This is a genomic window from Achromobacter sp. FW305-C-28 (genome assembly GCF_058783235.1).
On the sequence record NZ_JBYSYL010000004.1, the window covers coordinates 333,551 to 348,656 of the forward strand.

Sequence of the window (15,106 nt, forward strand, 5' to 3'; positions counted from 1 at the left end):
TTTGCGTCTCGTGACCCCGCGTTCGTCGCAGGCGTGGCGCCTGGCCCTGCTGGCCGTGGCGGCCTTGCTGTGCGTGGCCGGCTTCATGACGCTGGGCGCCAACGGCCAGTGGTCGTTCGTGATTCCGTTTCGCGGCGGCAAGCTGGCGGCGATGCTGCTGGTGGCCTACGCGGTGGCGGTGTCGTCGGTGCTGTTCCAGACCATCACGCACAACCGTATCCTGACGCCCGCCATCATGGGCTTCGATTCGCTGTACCTGCTGATCCAGGCGGTAGTGGTGTTTGGCTTCGGCCAAATGGCCGGGGCGGTGAACCATCCCGTGGCGGCCTTCGCGCTGGAAGTGTGTGCCATGACCGTATTCGCCTGCCTGCTGTTTCGCTGGCTGTTCACCGACGCGGTGCGCAGCCTGCACCTGATGATGCTGGTGGGCATCGTGTTCGGCCTGCTGTTTCGCAGCCTGTCCAGCTTCGTGGTGCGCCTGATCGATCCCAATGAATTCCTGGTGCTGCAAGACCGCATGTTCGCCAATTTCAATTCGGTGCGCACGGGCCTGTTGCCGTTCGCCCTGGCGGCCGTGGCGGCAGCGACGCTGCTGGTCTGGCGCATGCGGCGGCGCTACGACGTGCTGGCGCTGGGCCGAGAGATTGCGCTGAACCTGGGCGTGGACTACCGCCGCACGCTGCTGTTGACGCTGGCCGCGATTGCCGTGCTGGTGTCGGTATCCACGGCTTTGGTGGGACCGGTCACGTTCTTCGGCCTGCTGGTCAGCAACCTGGCCTATCAGGCCATGGGGTCGGACAAGCACCGCTACACCGTGCCGGCCGCGGTGCTGCTGAGCGTGATCTTCCTGGTGGGCGGCCAGACGTTGCTGGAACGGGTGCTGGGCTTGAGCACGACCGTCAGCGTGGTGATTGAATTCGTGGGCGGAGTGATGTTCCTGGCCCTGATCTTGCGCAGGGGACGCCAATGATCGATATCCAGCAAGTCAGCAAGCAATACGACGACACCGTGGTGGTGGACCAGGTGACGCTGGCGCTGCCTGCCGGCGGCGTGACCGCCATCATCGGCCCCAACGGCGCGGGCAAATCGACCTTGCTGTCGATGATCAGCCGCCTGTTGCCGATGTCGGCCGGGCAGATCCAGGTCGATGGCCTGGACGTCACCCGCACCGACAGCCGCGAACTGGCGCGGCGCCTGTCCATCCTGCGGCAGAACAACCACTTGCCGCTGCGGCTGACCGTGAGCGACCTGGTGGCGTTCGGCCGTTATCCGCACACCGGCGGGCGCCTGACGCTGGACGACAAGGCGCACATCGACCGCGCCATCGACTACCTGAACCTGGCGCCACTGGCGGACCGTTACCTGGACCAGTTGTCGGGCGGCCAGCGCCAGCGCGCCTTCGTGGCGATGGTGCTGTGCCAGGACACCCGCTACGTGCTGCTGGACGAACCGCTGAACAGCCTGGACATGAAGCACGCCGTCGCCATGATGGGCACGCTGCGGCGCGCGGCCGACGAGCTGGGCAAGACCGTGGTGCTGGTGCTGCACGACATCAATTTCGCCTCGGCCTACGCGGACCGCATCGTGGCAATGAAGGCCGGCAGGGTGGCGCACTACGGACCGCCGGCCGAACTGATCCGGTCCGAGGTGCTGGGCGCCTTGTATGAACTGCCGATCGACGTGCACGAGATCGGCGGCAAGCGCATCTGCGTGTATTACCGCTGAATGGTCGTCATGGCGGCGGCGACACACGCGCCGCCGCCATGACGCCGCGGCTTAGTGGGTCAGGTCCACCGCGTAGCGCGAGAGCTGCGTCACCGGGTCGGGCGTGGCGTCGTAGACCGACACGTTGCTGACGCCGTGCGCGTTGGCCAACGCCAGCGTGCCGGGCACCGACGAGAACACCACGGGGCCGGCCTGCGCGGCCAGCGGCTTGAAGCCCCAGCTGCGGGCCAGGCCATAGGTGGCCAGGTCCAGCACGGGGTGCTTCTTGATGTAGCTGATCAGCACGTCACGGCTGGCGTCCGGCGCTTGCAGCACGATGTCGCCCTTGCCGCCCGCCAGGCCCGGGAAGTCGCCGCCACCGCTGGCGCGGTAGTTGTTGGTGACGACCAGGAACTGCGCCGCCGGATCCAGCGGTACCCCTTGATACGTCAGCCCCGTGATGCGCGAGCCCTTGGGCTGCGTCACGTCGATCTGGTAGCGCAGCGCATTGCCTTCGGCGTACAGCACATCGAAATTGAAGGTCGGGAAACTAGTGTCGACCAGATCCTGCGGCGCGACCTGGGCGGGATCGATTCGCTTGAACTGTTCGGCGGTCTTCTCCAGCCACTGGCGCACGATGTTGCCGCTGACTCGCACCACCTGCAAGGTGTTGGGATACAGGTACAGGTCGGCGGCGTTGTTGATGGCGATGTTGCCTTGCTGCACGAAAGTGAAGTCGCCCGGCCCGTTGCGCCCGCCCTTGAACGGCGCGGCCGCCGACAGGATCGGCAGGGCGCCATAGGCGGGGTTGTTGCGAGCGATGTAGTCCTTCAGGTAGTCGATCTGCGCCATGTTCACGACTTGCAGCGCCGACACGTCGCCCGTCAACGCGTAGTAAGTGGCCATGTCGAACTGGCTCTGGCCGATGGGCGTCTTGACGTAGGCGATGGTGGCCGCGTGTTCCGCCTGCACCAGTTGTTGCGTGGCGCTGTCGGACTCGACGTAGGTGGCCGGGGTGTTGCCGCTTTGCGCGGTCAGGCGGGTGGAAATGCGCTGCACCTGGGTGGCGTCCTTCTGCACCTTCCAGCCCTTGTCATAGGCCAGCTTCAGCTTGATCTGGCCCAGGTTGTTGCCCCATTGGCCGGCCTGCACCGCCGGCACGCCGTTGATCAGGCCTTTTTCCAGGTCGATGCCCGGCTGCCCCGCGAATTGCGACTTGGGATTGGTGTCGGGAAACAGCAGATGCTGGTGGCCCGTGATCAGGGCGTCGATGCCCGCGACCTGGCTCAGGTAGCCGGCGCCGTTTTCCATCGACGGGCTGTAGGGCGTGGTCATGTCGATGCCGCCATGCGCCAGCGCCACGATCAGGTCGGCGCCCGCCGCCCGCATTTCCGGCACGTAGCGCGCGGCGGTTTCCTTCCAGCCGGCAACCGTGACGTGGCCTTCCAGGTTGGCCTTGTCCCACTGCATGATGGGCGGCGGCGCAAAGCCGATCACACCCACCTTGAGCGACACGTCGATGCGCTTGCCGGCGGGGTCGGTGGCTTTGAAGGTCTTGGCCAGCAGCGTCCAGGGCTTGAAGATGGGTTGCTGCGTGGCGGCCGACACGACGTTGGCCGACACGAACGGGAAGCCCGGCGCGGCGCATTCCTTGGCGCCGCCCGGGTTGGTCTGGGCGGTGCCCTTGGTGATGCCCGCCAGGCCGAAGTCGACGTTGGTGACTTGCGACAGGAAGGGCAGGCCGTAGTTGAATTCGTGGTTGCCCATCGTGGCCGCGTCGTAGGCCAGCAGCTTCATCTGCTTGTAGATGGCCAGCATGCCCGAGCACTGCACCGGCGCGACCAGCGCCTGGTAGTCGGACAGGGCGGTGCCCTGGATGGTGTCGCCGTTGTCGAACAGCAGCGTGTTCGGGTTCTGCTTGCGGGCGTTGGCGATCAGCGTCGCAGTGCGGTCCACGCCGTAGCTCTTGTCTTCGGCCAGCTTGTAGTAGTCGTAGCCCAGCACGTTGGCGTGCAGGTCGGTGGTGCCCAGGATGGCCACGTCCAGCGTCGCGCCCTGGGGCACGGAGACCGCGGGCGGGGGGGCGTCGTCGTCATCGTCGTCACTGCCGCCACAGGCGGCCAGGCCAGCCAGCAGCGTGGCGCTGGCGGTCACTGCAAAGATCCTTCGGATGGGGTGCTTCACCGTCGTTCCTTTTGTGTCGGGAGAAGCAAAATTCTGGGGACGGGGTGTGACTCGGGCATGACATTCAGCCCGCCGACAGCGTCGCGCCCGCGTGCCATGCACCAGCTGAAAAGCATCTGAATTAGACGGGCGTCTTATTTATCGTGGCCTGCCGGCAACGAAACGATAAAACGATTGCGACCGATTCTCATTGTCAAGAGAATGGCGAATCCTGTGATTTCAAACGACTTCAGAAAGACCTCGCTGGCCATGCACGCCCCTCGCTCCCTCTCTGCCGCCTTGCTTGCCCTGGCGCCCCTGGCCGCCTCGGCCCCCGCCCACGGCCAAAGCGCCGCACCCACCGCCACCTTGCCCGCCATCAGCGTCACGGGGCAGGCGGATCCCGAACAGAGCTACAACCCGCCGGCGTCTACCAGCGCCACCAAGATCGACGCGCCGCTGCGCGACATTCCGCAGACGGTGAACGTGGTGCCGGCGCAGGTGCTGCGCGACCAGCATGCGATGTCGGTGCAGGACGCCCTGAAGAACGTGCCGGGCGTCAGCTTTTCCACCGGCGACGGCCAGCGCGACCAGGTGTCGATTCGCGGTTTCACCGCCATCGCCGACCAGTTCGTCGATGGCTTTCGCGACGACGCGCTGTACTACCGTGACCTGTCCAACGTCGAGCGCATCGACGTGATCAAGGGCCCGGCGGCGGTGCTGTACGGCCGCGGCTCGTCGGGCGGCCTGATCAATCGCGTCACCAAGAAGCCGGGCGAAGACATCTCGCAGGTGGGGCTGAGCTACGGCTCGTGGAACGACCGCCGGCTGGACGTGGACCTGGGCCGTTCAAACGAAAGCGGCAGCATGTCGTGGCGCCTGACCGGCGCCGTGGAAAAGGGCGACAGCTATCGCGACAAGCAGTTCATCGACCGCAAGGCCATCGCGCCGTCGGCCCAGTTCAAGCTGGGCGAAAGCACCACCTACCTGATTCAGACCGAATTCCTGGAAGACCGTCGCCTGACCGACTTCGGCATTCCGGCCTATCACGGCCGCCCGGTGGACGTGGACCCGTCCACCTACTACGGCGCCGAGAACGCCCGCGACACCGACTACACCCAGACCCGCGTGCAGTCGTATGCCGGCACGCTGACGCACCGCTTCAACGACAACTGGTCGTTGCGCAACGCCACCCGCTACTACCACTACACGCTGAACCGCAACAACACGCTGCCGGGCACGGTCAACGAGGCGGCGCAGACGGTGTCGCTGACCCACGGCAACGTGCTGCGCGACGAACACGGCTGGACCAACCAGACCGAGCTGATGCAGCGCGTGCAGTGGGGTTCGGTGCGCCACGACATTCTGTACGGCATCGAAGTGGGCCAGCAGAACAAGGACCTGGTGAACTATTCGGCCGCCAACGTCGCCACGGTGAACCTGTTCGACCCGCAATTGCCCACCTTGCAGCGCCAGGTGAAGGGCGCGCCGGGGTCCGACAGCCTGGGCCGCTTCAACACGCTGGGCCTGTACGTGCAGGACATGGTGTCGCTGGGTGAATATTGGAAGGTGCTGGGCGGCGTGCGCCACGACCGCTTCGAGCAGAAGACCGAAGACCGACGCACGGGCCAGAACCTGTCGCGCACGGATTCCAACCTGAGCCCGCGCCTGGGCCTGGTGTTCCAGCCGGACTCCGTGCAGTCCTACTACGTGTCGTGGAGCCGTTCGTACCAGCCGTCGGGCGAAGCCTTTGCGCTGGCCGCCAACAACGTCGACCTGGCGCCGGAAAAGACCACCAACTATGAAGTCGGCGCCAAGTACGACTTCCTGGATGGCAAGCTGTCGACCACCGTGTCCGTGTTCCGCCTGGAGCGCACCGACATCAAAGTCACCAACCCCGTGACCAACACGCTGGTGCCGGTGGGCACGCAGCGTACCGATGGCGCTGAATGGACGCTGTCGGGCGACTTGTCCAACGGCTGGCGCGCGATGCTGGGCTACGCCTACCTGGATGCCCGCGTGACGCAGTCGGTGGCCCGTGACGCCGGCAAGGATGTCGAAGGCAAGCGCGCCACCCTGACGCCGCGCCATGCTGGCAACGTCTGGGTGACCAAGGACCTGGGCGATGGCTTTGGCGTGGGCGCCGGCTTGAACCTGGTGGGCGCGCGCTTTGCCAACCCGGGCAATACGGTCACCCTGCCGGGCTACGTGACTGCGGACGCCGCAGCGTGGTGGCGCCAGGGACCGTATTCGGTGCAGCTGAATATGTACAACCTGTTTGACGCCGGTTATATCGTGTCGGCGCACGGCAGCAGCCCGAACTTGAACATGCCCGGCGCGCCGCGCAATGCGATGCTGAGTTTGCAGTATCGGATGTAGGAAGGGCCTCGGCGCCTGCATGATCGCCCGCCGGTCATGCGGGCGTGTGTGTCGTCTGGGTGCCGTCTGCGTGCCGTCTGCGGCGGGCTGGGCAATGGCGTGGGCAGGCTGCCGTTGGCGCCTTAGCGCAGCGGCGATTCCCGCGTCAGGCTGTCCGTTTCCAGTGCGGCCAGCGCATCCAGGAAACGCCAGGCGAACGAGCCCGGGCCGTCAGCCAGCGCCCCAGCACGGCGGCCAGCGATGCCGAAGCAGGACAGCGCCGCCACGGCCGCCGTGTAGGCGTCTTTCTTCGATACCGCCACGAACGCGCCGACTACTGCGGTCAGCGCGCACCCCGTGGCGGTGACCTGCGGCATCCATGGCGAACCGCCGGTGACGCGGACTTCTCGCGTGCCATCCGTCACGAAATCAACTTCTCCCGTTACCGCGACCACGGTCTGTTGCGCGCGCGCCAGGTCACGCGCCGCTTGCTCGGCCAGCTGCACCGGGTCGCGCGCGTCCACGCCCTTGCTGGCGCTTTGGCCGCCGGCCAGCGCGATGATCTCCGACGCGTTGCCGCGGATCACCGCCGGACGCAGGGCCAGCAGCCGCTGCACCGCGTCGCGGCGGAATGCCGTGGCATGGTGGGCCACCGGGTCCAGCACCCAGGGCGTGCCGGCATCCGACGCCGCCGCCGCGGTCTTGAGCATGCTTTCCAGCCAGGGGGCCGACAGGGTGCCGATATTGATCACGACCGCGCCGCTGATGCGGGCAAATTCCGGGGCTTCTTCCACCGCGTGCACCATCGCGGGCGACGCGCCGATGGCCAAGAGCGTGTTGGCCGCCGTGTTCATGGACACGAAGTTGGTCAGGCACTGCACCAGCGGCGCGTCGCGTCGCACGGCGGCGTAGAGGTCTTGCGAGGCCTGGGCCAATGGGGAAGGGGCGGATTGCGTCATGCCGGCGGGTCCTTGCGTAAGAGAAGGACTGGGCAGGAAGGGCGGGGATGCGTCGCGCCGGGCTTCGGGCGCGCTTGCGTGGCCGCACCATCCCTACGCCAGTATTGTCTGGATCAGGTTCAACGGGTCTACGCGCCGCTGGGGTTGGCGTTTGAACGCCGGCCCCGCTATCGGATTCTCAGCTTCTTGCCGAAGCTCCCCGGGTGGATGGGGGTATGTTCGGAGGGGGCGGGGGGATTGTCAAGAGGCGTCCAGAAGGCCGCGCCGCGTCTGACGGCGGGAGCGTACTCGGGGCATTGCGGGCATTTCGCATGGATAAATGGCTGCACTGGCGGCATGCCGTGGCGGACATCCGACCTACGCTGGTTCGTTTCAGGAGACGGACATCAACGGTCGGCTGTTTTGCCTGGCTTTCGTGGCGGGGGCGGGAGGGGTGCAGTTGCTGCCTGCGCTGCCTGGCGTGGCAGCGTATGCGGCGGCGACGGGGGCTTGCCTCGTGGCGCTGGTGGCCTGGCGGCGTTGGCCGGGGCGTGCCATCGGGCTTTGCGCGGCCGCGTCTATCGGCCTGTGCCTGGGCGCCATCAACGCCGCCGCGCAAGCGCAACTGCGGCTGGACGATGCCTTGGCCGATGAACACCAGAACGAAGTCGCACGGCTGGTGTTGCGGGTGGCGGAACTGCCCGATGGCGATGCGCGCGGGCAGCGTTTTGTCGGCGAGCAGGTGGCGCCCGTTCGCAACGGCATGCCGTCCCGCATCCTGGTGTCGTGGCTGTCGCCGCCCGGTGGGCAGGCGAGCCAACCCTTGCTGATGCCCGGCCAGGTATGGCGCATGGCGCTGGTGTTGCGTCGGCCCAGCGGCTTGCTCAACCCGGACGCACCCGACACCGAAGCGCGGATGTTCGCGCGCGGCTTGCGGGCGACGGGCACCGTGCGGGGGCAACCCCGCTTGCTGGACGACCAACCTTGGGCCTCGCCGGGCATTGCCATCGAACGCGCCCGCCATCATGTGCGGGAAGGGCTGCGCCAAGCGCTGGGCGACCACCGCTATGCGCCGGTGCTGATCGCGTTGGCGATTGGCGACCAGGCCGGCGTGGCGCGCGAGGACTGGCGCCTTTTCAATCGCAGCGGCATCACGCATCTGGTGTCGATCAGCGGCATGCATGTGACGTCGATTGCCGGTATTGCAGGGCTGCTGTTGGCCGCGTGCTGGCGGCGCGCGCGGTGGCGCGGGACCGGCCTGGCTGAATTCATGCCGTCGCGCATCGTGGGCGGCGCCGCGGCGGCGGTGGTGGCCTTGTGCTATTGCCTGATCGCGGGGTGGGGCGTGCCCGCGCGGCGAACGTTCTTCATGTTGTCGGTGGTGCTGGCCGCGACGGTGTCGCGGCTGAGGATGTCTGCCGGACGCATCCTGGCCTGCGCGGCGGCCGCGGTCGTGGCGCTGGACCCGTGGGCGCCGATGTCGGTGGGGTTCTGGCTGTCGTTCGGCGCGGTGGCGATTCTGCTGCGCGTGGTGGATGCGCCGCGCGACGCGGACGCAGGCTGGCGCAAGCGCTGGGCGACGGCGCTGGGGCAGGCGACCCGTTTGCAGCTGGTGGTGACGCTGGGGTTGACGCCGCTCTTGGCGTATCTGGTGCATCAGGTGTCTCTCGGTTCACCGTTGGCCAATGCGGTGGCGATTCCGGCTGTGACGTTTTTCGTGACGCCATTGGCGCTGCTGTGCGCGGCCTTGTCGGTGACCCCGGGGTTGGCGGCGGCCGCGGCGTTGGCGGGCCAGGCGGGGCTGTACGTATTCGACCTGATGATGATCGTGGTGGCGTGGGTGGGCAACGCGCGCTGGGCCAGTTTTTCGGTGGCGGCGGCGCCCTGGCCCTGGCTGGCGTGGGCGGTGGCGGGCATGGTCTGGGCGTTGCAGGCGCCAGGTTGGCCAGCGCGGCGCTTGGGGTGGCTGTGCATGGCGCCGCTGCTGTGCTGGCGGCCGGATCGGCCCGAGCCGGGGTATTGGCGCATCAGCGCGATGGATATCGGGCAGGCCAGTGCGATCCTGGTGGAAACGGCCAGCCAGGCGTTGTTGTTCGATGCCGGGCCGCGCAGTTTCAGCGGCAGTGACGCGGGCGAACGGGTGATCGCGCCGTTTCTGCAGGCGCGCGGCATAGGTGAACTGGATGTGCTGGTGCTGTCGCACGCGGACACGGACCATGTGGGCGGTACGCGGTCGGTGCTGGCGGCGGTGCCGGTGGCGCGCAGCTATGCGTCTTTTGACCTGATGGCGTTTCTGCGGCGCGATGCGCGCTTGTGGCCGGATGGCGCGGGCGCGGGTTTACCGACGCCGCCGCCCGGCGAGGTGCTGGGCTGCGCGCGTGACGTGGGCTGGGAAGTCGACGGCGTCACGTTCACCTTCCTGCACCCGGCGCGCGGCACGAGCGGGCGGGTCGAGGACCGCAATGCCGATAGCTGCGTGCTGCGCGTCGAGGGCGTCGAGCACGCGCTGTTGCTGACGGGCGATATCGGCGTGGCGCAAGAAAGGGAATTGGTCGCGCAGGGCCTGGCCCCGGCGGATATCGTCATGGCGCCGCACCATGGTTCGGCTTCGTCGTCCAGTCGGGAACTGGTTGCGGCGTCCGACGCCGCGCATGTGATTGCGCAGGCCGGGTATCTGAATCGTTTCCGGCATCCGGCGCGGGCGGTGGAGCTGCGCTGGACGCGTGCGGGGGCGGTGTTCTGGCGCAGTGATCGGGATGGCGCGGTGATGGCGCGATCCCGGGCGGGGGCGTTGGATGTGTGGGCGCAGCGGGACGTGGGGCGGCGTTATTGGCATGGCCGTTGATGCGCGTCGAATCTGTCGCCCGACGTTCAGTCTTGATGCATCAGCGTCGATGCATTAACCCCAATGCATCCGCCCAGATGCATCAACCATCCCCGCATCAACGCCGATCCACAATCACCGTATCCCGAATCGCCCGGAACGTCGCCAATGCATCGGGCATGGCGTCGCGCGTGGTGGCGCAGGCCAGGCGGATGCGGCCTTCGGGGCGGACCCAGTCGGCGATGTACTGGCGGGTGTCTTCATGGCCCGGACCGGCCCCCGGTGCAACGATGTAGTCGATGCCGCGCCGGCCGGGCTGATCGAAGACGTCGAGTTGTTCGATGGTGCCGCGCAGCTTGCGCTGCTGGCTTGTCGCGGCGGCGATCAGGGCGTCATAGGCCTGCGCGCCCTGGGGGGGCTTGGCCGTGGCGGCGCCGGCCGCCGTGGCCGTGAATCCTGCCCGGCACAGGAATTTGGCGCCGGGCGCCACGGGCGGAAAGCCCTCGGGGGCGGAAATCTCGATCAGGGCGGCGTAGCGGCCCGACTCGCGCGCCGCGCCGATCTGAAATGGGGCGGATACGGTTGCCCCAAAGCCGGTGGCCGGGTCGACGTAGCGCCTGGGCGCGGCGGCCGGGGGCGCGGGATCGGCGTCTTCCATCTGGAAGCGCACCGGCAAGGTGAGCGAGGTTTTCTCTTGCGTCATGTCCGCGGAAAACACGGGCAGCGGCGCGGCGCGGCGGACCATGGCGATCGTGGCCTTGTCGACCGCTTCGTAGCCTGACGAGCGTGCGATGGCGACGTCGTAGATGGCGCCGTTGCGCAGTACCGTGATGTTCAGCGACAGCGCCAGGCTGCCGCTGATGTGCTCGGCTTCGCGCGGGTAATCCAGGCGGGAGATCAAGCGCCGCTGCACCGCTTTGCTCCATTCGGCCTGGTTGGCAGGCGCGGCCGCCAGGGTCGGGGCAGGGTGGGCCAGTGTGATGGCAAGGATCATGGCAACGCGGGATGCGAGGGTGCGCCAGCGCATAGAGAGTTCTCCGGGTGGGCGTGGGCGATGCCGCCCGAGCGTTGTTGCGAGCATACCCGAGGGGACGCGGGAGGCTGGGCGAGTCGAAGGCTCCATCGCTTGCGGGCATGCCGGTTGTGCCACTGCTTGCGGGCACAGCCGGTTGCGCCACCTCTTACGCAAGCGCCTACGCAAACGCCGCCTGCACCGCCGCGAACGCCGCCGCCACCAAGGGGTCTTCCCGCCGCGACGCCAGGGTGATGAAGGCCAGTTCCGCCTGGATCGCCAGGCCCGGCGCCAGCACCAGGCCATGCGCCTGCGATTCGCGCAGCGCGATGGAATCGCGCGCCAGTGTCAGGCCGACGCCCGAGCGCACCAGGTCCAGCATCGAGGCTTCCTGGTCGACTTCGGCCACCGTATTGGGCGTGACGTCCAGTTCGCCAAATTTTCCGGCCAACAGGCGATGGTGCACGGAGTCGGGCGGCGTCCAGATCCACGGCAAGGCGGCGATTTCACGCCAACCGCGCCCCGCCACCTGCGCGCCCCAGCCCTTGGGCGCCACGACGTAATACGAGAACGCCGCCAGTGGCAGCGCGTGCAGGGCCGGTTGGCCGCGGGTATCTTCTTGCGGCCCCAGGAAAAAGCCCACGTCCAGCTCGCCCGTGCGCACCTGCCGCCCGACGGAACCGGACATGCCGTGGCGCAGGGTGGGGCGGATCTTCGGATAGTGTTCGACCAGGTATTGCAGCGTGGCGCCCAGGCGGAGGAATTCGGGGTCCAGGATGGTGCCCAGGCGCAGTTCGCCCTGCACCGTCGTGCGCAGCGCGCCAATGGCGCGTTCGAAGTCGTCCAGCGCGTCCAGCACCCGCTGGGCCGAAGGCAGCAGCGCGCGGCCGTCGGCATTGGGCGCCAGGCCCTGGGCGGTGCGGGTGAACAGCGGCAGGTCCAGCGCTTCCTGGAAGCTCTTGAGCTGCAGGCTCAGCGCGGGTTGGGTCAGGTGCAGGTGTTCGGCCGCGCGGGTCAGGTTGCCCACGCGCGCCACGGCGGCGAAGGTGCGGATGTGCTTGAGGTCCATGGGGCGGGTCCGGCGACGATGCCCAAGCGGGGCGATACCCATTATTAAAGAGGCTTATAAAGCGCTTTTCAACAATTCATTGGACAGCCCCCGTGGGCTGCGCGACAGTGGCGCAGCCACTACACACCTAAAAGAAGAAGCGCCAATGGAGACATACGACTACATCATCGTGGGGGCGGGGTCGGCCGGCTGCGTGCTGGCCAACCGGCTGAGCCGGAACCCGGCCACGCGCGTGCTGCTGCTGGAAGCCGGCGGCCGCGACAACTATCACTGGATCCACATTCCGGTCGGTTACCTCTACTGCATCGGCAACCCCCGCACCGACTGGATGTACCGCACCGGCGCCGAGCCGGGCCTGGGCGGGCGGTCGCTGATCTATCCGCGCGGCCGGGTGCTGGGCGGGTGCTCGTCCATCAACGGCATGATCTACATGCGCGGCCAGCGGCAGGACTACGACGAGTGGGCCGACATCGCGGGCGACCCGTCGTGGCGCTGGGACGAAGTGCTGCCAGTATTCAAGCGCAGCGAAGACCACTATCGCGGCGCGGACGATTGCCATGGCGCGGGCGGCGAATGGCGGGTCGAGGCACAGCGCTTGCGTTGGGACATCCTGGATGCGTTTGCCGACGCGGCCCAGCAGGAAGGCATTCCGCGGGTGCAGGATTTCAACCGTGGCGACAATTTCGGCGTGGGTTATTTCGATGTGAACCAGCGCCGCGGCTGGCGCTGGAATACGGCCAAGGCGTTCTTGCGGCCGGTGCGCCAGCGCCCCAATCTGCACGTGATGACGGGCGCGCATGCCGAACAGTTGCTGTTCGCCGGCACGCGCTGCGTGGGCGTGCAACTGCGTCGTGAAGGCCAATCCATCAGCGTGCGCGCCACGCGGGAAGTGGTGCTGGCAGCGGGCGCGGTCAACACGCCGCAATTGCTGGAACTGTCGGGCATTGGCGAACCGGCGCGCCTGCGCGAAAGCGGCATCACGCTGCGCCACGCCTTGCCGGGCGTGGGCGAGAACCTGCAAGACCACTTGCAATTGCGCGTCATCCTGAAGGTGCGAGGCGTGAAGACGCTGAACCGCATCGCGTCGACCTGGTGGGGCAAGGCGGGCATCGGCCTGGAATACCTGCTGAACCGCAGCGGGCCGATGAGCATGGCGCCGTCGCAGCTGGGGGCGTTTGCCAAGTCGGACCCGGGCCAGGCACGCGCCAACGTGGAATTCCATGTGCAGCCCTTGTCGCTGGGCGCTTTCGGCGAACCGCTGCACGGCTTCGATGCCTTCACGGCCAGCGTCTGCAACCTGCGGCCGGTGTCGCGCGGGAGCGTGCATGCGCAGGGGCCCGACGGCGCGCAGCCGCCGGTGATCACGCCGAACTACCTGCGCGAGGAACAGGACCTGAAGGTGGCGGCGGATGCCATTCGCCTGGTGCGCCGGATCAGTGCGGCGCCCGCGTTGCAACGCTATCAACCCGAGGAATGGCTGCCCGGCCCGTCGTACCAGACCGAGGCCGAGCTGCGCGAAGCGGCCGGCAAGATCGGCACGACGATCTTTCACCCGGTGGGCACCTGCGCCATGGGCCGCAAGGCGGATGATGGCGCCGTGGTGGATGCGCGGCTGCGGGTGCACGGCTTGCAGGGCCTGCGCGTGGCGGATGCGTCGATCATGCCGACCATCACGTCGGGCAACACCAATTCCCCGACGATCATGATTGCCGAACGGGCCGCGCAGATGATCGCGGAAGATGCCGCCGCATAGCCGGGCGGCGTAACCGGAACGCTTGCGCGGTTCGGCCCGCGCAAGCGCCGCCGGGGCGACAGAATCAGCGCAGCGAACGGTACATATCCTGGCGCTGCGGGTGCGTCAGGATCACTTGCCACAGCTGCCCTTCGCGCGACCGGAAAAAGCCCGCGCAACACATCAGGTAGTACTGCCACATGCGGTAAAAGCGCGTGCCGTAGCGTTCCTGCAGTTGCGGCCAGGCGCGTTGGAAGCGGTCCCACCAGGCCATCAGCGTGCGGTCGTAGTCGGCGCCGAAGTTGTGCCAGTCTTCGACGATGAAACGGCCTTCGACGGCGGTGGCGATCTCGCGCGCCGACGGCAGCTTGCCATTGGGGAAGACGTAGCGGTCGATCCAGGGATCGGTGCTCTGGCTGGTCGAGGCGATGCCGATGGTATGCAAGAGGAAGATGCCGCCGGGCGCCATCAGCCGCTGCACGTGGGTGAAGTAGGTGTCGTAGTTCTTGGGCCCGACGTGTTCGAACATACCCACCGACACGACCTTGTCGAAGCTGCCTTGCAGATCGCGGTAGTCTTGCAGCAGCAGTTCAACCGGCAGGCCGCGCACGCGTTCCTGGGCCAGCGCCAGCTGTTCCTTGGATACGGTCACGCCCGTGACCTTGACGCCGTAGCGCTCGGCCGCGAACTTGGCCAGGCCGCCCCAGCCGCAGCCGATGTCCAGCAGCGTTTCGCCGGGCTTGAGCTGCAGCTTGCGGCAGATCATGTCCAGCTTGGCTTCCTGCGCGTCTTCCAGCGTTTCGGCGTTTTCCCAGAAGGCGCAGGAATAGATCATGCGGCTGTCGAGCATGGCTTCGAAGACGTCGTTGCCGGCGTCGTAGTGCTGCTCGCCCACTTCGAAGGCGCGGCTCTTTGATTGCAGGTTGAACAGTTTGTGGCGCAGGTGTTCGGCGATGAGCTTGACGCGGGCCAGGCCGAGCGCGGCGGACCCCATGTCGGCGCGCAAGAGGCGGGTGAAGAGCTCGTCGAGTTGTTCGCAATCCCATTCGCCGTCCATGTACGACTCGCCCAGGCCCAGCGACCAGCTGGCGAAGACGCGTTCGTACATATGCTTGTCATGAACCTGGATGTCCCAGGGGCGCGACCCGTTGATCTGGACGTCCGCTCGCGCCAGTACGTCCTGCAGTACCTTGGGCGGCTCAGGCGGGGCGGTTTCGGTGTGTTGAGTGCTTAGCTGAGATGACGGACTGCTTTGTTGCATAGTGACTCCAAATCAATTCGGGAATGACTGATGTGGCAATGCTCG

At 67.3% G+C, this 15,106-nt stretch carries 10 protein-coding genes and 1 riboswitch; of the genes, 5 read left to right on the forward strand and 5 right to left on the reverse strand.

Going from position 1 to position 15,106, the window contains the following annotated elements:
- Nucleotide 1 precedes the first annotated feature (1 nt).
- Nucleotides 2-970: an iron chelate uptake ABC transporter family permease subunit gene (locus AC3WMR_RS13640; protein WP_492265444.1), complete on the forward strand. Its 969-nt coding sequence runs from the start codon at nucleotides 2-4 to the stop codon at nucleotides 968-970.
- Entirely contained in the window at nucleotides 967-1,725 is a 759-nt protein-coding gene (locus AC3WMR_RS13645; protein ID WP_492265445.1) for an iron ABC transporter ATP-binding protein, read from the forward strand. The genes AC3WMR_RS13640 and AC3WMR_RS13645 overlap by 4 nt, the downstream gene beginning before the upstream one ends.
- 51 nt (nucleotides 1,726-1,776) lie before the next feature.
- Here the strand turns inward: AC3WMR_RS13645 and AC3WMR_RS13650 are convergent, their stop codons facing one another.
- Nucleotides 1,777-3,888: a 5'-nucleotidase C-terminal domain-containing protein gene (locus tag AC3WMR_RS13650; protein ID WP_492265446.1), complete on the reverse strand. Its 2,112-nt coding sequence runs from the start codon at nucleotides 3,886-3,888 to the stop codon at nucleotides 1,777-1,779.
- Nucleotides 3,889-4,137: 249 nt separating this feature from the next.
- Between AC3WMR_RS13650 and AC3WMR_RS13655 the strand changes: the two genes are divergently transcribed.
- Nucleotides 4,138-6,246 (forward strand): TonB-dependent receptor, encoded by a 2,109-nt coding sequence (locus AC3WMR_RS13655; RefSeq protein WP_492265447.1) that lies wholly within the window; start codon nucleotides 4,138-4,140, stop codon nucleotides 6,244-6,246.
- 122 nt (nucleotides 6,247-6,368) lie between these two features.
- Here the strand turns inward: AC3WMR_RS13655 and thiM are convergent, their stop codons facing one another.
- Nucleotides 6,369-7,184 (reverse strand): hydroxyethylthiazole kinase, encoded by an 816-nt coding sequence (thiM, locus tag AC3WMR_RS13660; protein WP_492265448.1) that lies wholly within the window; start codon nucleotides 7,182-7,184, stop codon nucleotides 6,369-6,371.
- Between the two features lie 72 nt (nucleotides 7,185-7,256).
- Nucleotides 7,257-7,396, reverse strand: a riboswitch (TPP riboswitch).
- A 230-nt stretch (nucleotides 7,397-7,626) separates the two neighbouring features.
- On the opposite strand from thiM, the gene AC3WMR_RS13665 reads away from it, so the two are divergent.
- Complete coding sequence (locus tag AC3WMR_RS13665) at nucleotides 7,627-10,008, forward strand: DNA internalization-related competence protein ComEC/Rec2 (protein WP_492265554.1); 2,382 nt, start codon at nucleotides 7,627-7,629, stop codon at nucleotides 10,006-10,008.
- Between the two features lie 97 nt (nucleotides 10,009-10,105).
- On the opposite strand, the gene AC3WMR_RS13670 is transcribed toward AC3WMR_RS13665, so the two are convergent.
- Together AC3WMR_RS13670 and AC3WMR_RS13675 are read right to left on the reverse strand one after the other, a co-directional pair.
- Nucleotides 10,106-11,014, reverse strand: a complete 909-nt coding sequence (locus AC3WMR_RS13670) for a TonB family protein (RefSeq protein ID WP_492265449.1) — start codon at nucleotides 11,012-11,014, stop codon at nucleotides 10,106-10,108.
- A 166-nt stretch (nucleotides 11,015-11,180) separates the two neighbouring features.
- Nucleotides 11,181-12,068, reverse strand: coding sequence for a LysR family transcriptional regulator (locus tag AC3WMR_RS13675; RefSeq protein ID WP_492265450.1), 888 nt, complete (start codon nucleotides 12,066-12,068; stop codon nucleotides 11,181-11,183).
- A gap of 145 nt (nucleotides 12,069-12,213) precedes the next feature.
- On the opposite strand from AC3WMR_RS13675, the gene AC3WMR_RS13680 reads away from it, so the two are divergent.
- Nucleotides 12,214-13,821, forward strand: a complete 1,608-nt coding sequence (locus tag AC3WMR_RS13680; RefSeq protein ID WP_492265451.1) for a GMC family oxidoreductase — start codon at nucleotides 12,214-12,216, stop codon at nucleotides 13,819-13,821.
- Between the two features lie 64 nt (nucleotides 13,822-13,885).
- Here AC3WMR_RS13680 and cfa read toward each other — a convergent pair whose 3' ends face one another.
- Nucleotides 13,886-15,061 (reverse strand): cyclopropane fatty acyl phospholipid synthase, encoded by a 1,176-nt coding sequence (gene cfa, locus AC3WMR_RS13685; RefSeq protein ID WP_492265452.1) that lies wholly within the window; start codon nucleotides 15,059-15,061, stop codon nucleotides 13,886-13,888.
- Nucleotides 15,062-15,106: the final 45 nt, after the last annotated feature.

What these genes read in the sequence shown, in the direction of transcription:
- AC3WMR_RS13645 (WP_492265445.1), top strand. Translation starts at nt 967, where the DNA reads ATGATCGATATCCAGCAAGTCAGCAAGCAATACGACGACACCGTGGTG.
- AC3WMR_RS13655 (WP_492265447.1), top strand. Translation starts at nt 4,138, where the DNA reads ATGCACGCCCCTCGCTCCCTCTCTGCCGCCTTGCTTGCCCTGGCGCCC.
- thiM (WP_492265448.1), bottom strand. Translation starts at nt 7,184, where the DNA reads ATGACGCAATCCGCCCCTTCCCCATTGGCCCAGGCCTCGCAAGACCTC.
- AC3WMR_RS13670 (WP_492265449.1), bottom strand. Translation starts at nt 11,014, where the DNA reads ATGCGCTGGCGCACCCTCGCATCCCGCGTTGCCATGATCCTTGCCATC.
- AC3WMR_RS13675 (WP_492265450.1), bottom strand. Translation starts at nt 12,068, where the DNA reads ATGGACCTCAAGCACATCCGCACCTTCGCCGCCGTGGCGCGCGTGGGC.
- AC3WMR_RS13680 (WP_492265451.1), top strand. Translation starts at nt 12,214, where the DNA reads ATGGAGACATACGACTACATCATCGTGGGGGCGGGGTCGGCCGGCTGC.
- cfa (WP_492265452.1), bottom strand. Translation starts at nt 15,061, where the DNA reads ATGCAACAAAGCAGTCCGTCATCTCAGCTAAGCACTCAACACACCGAA.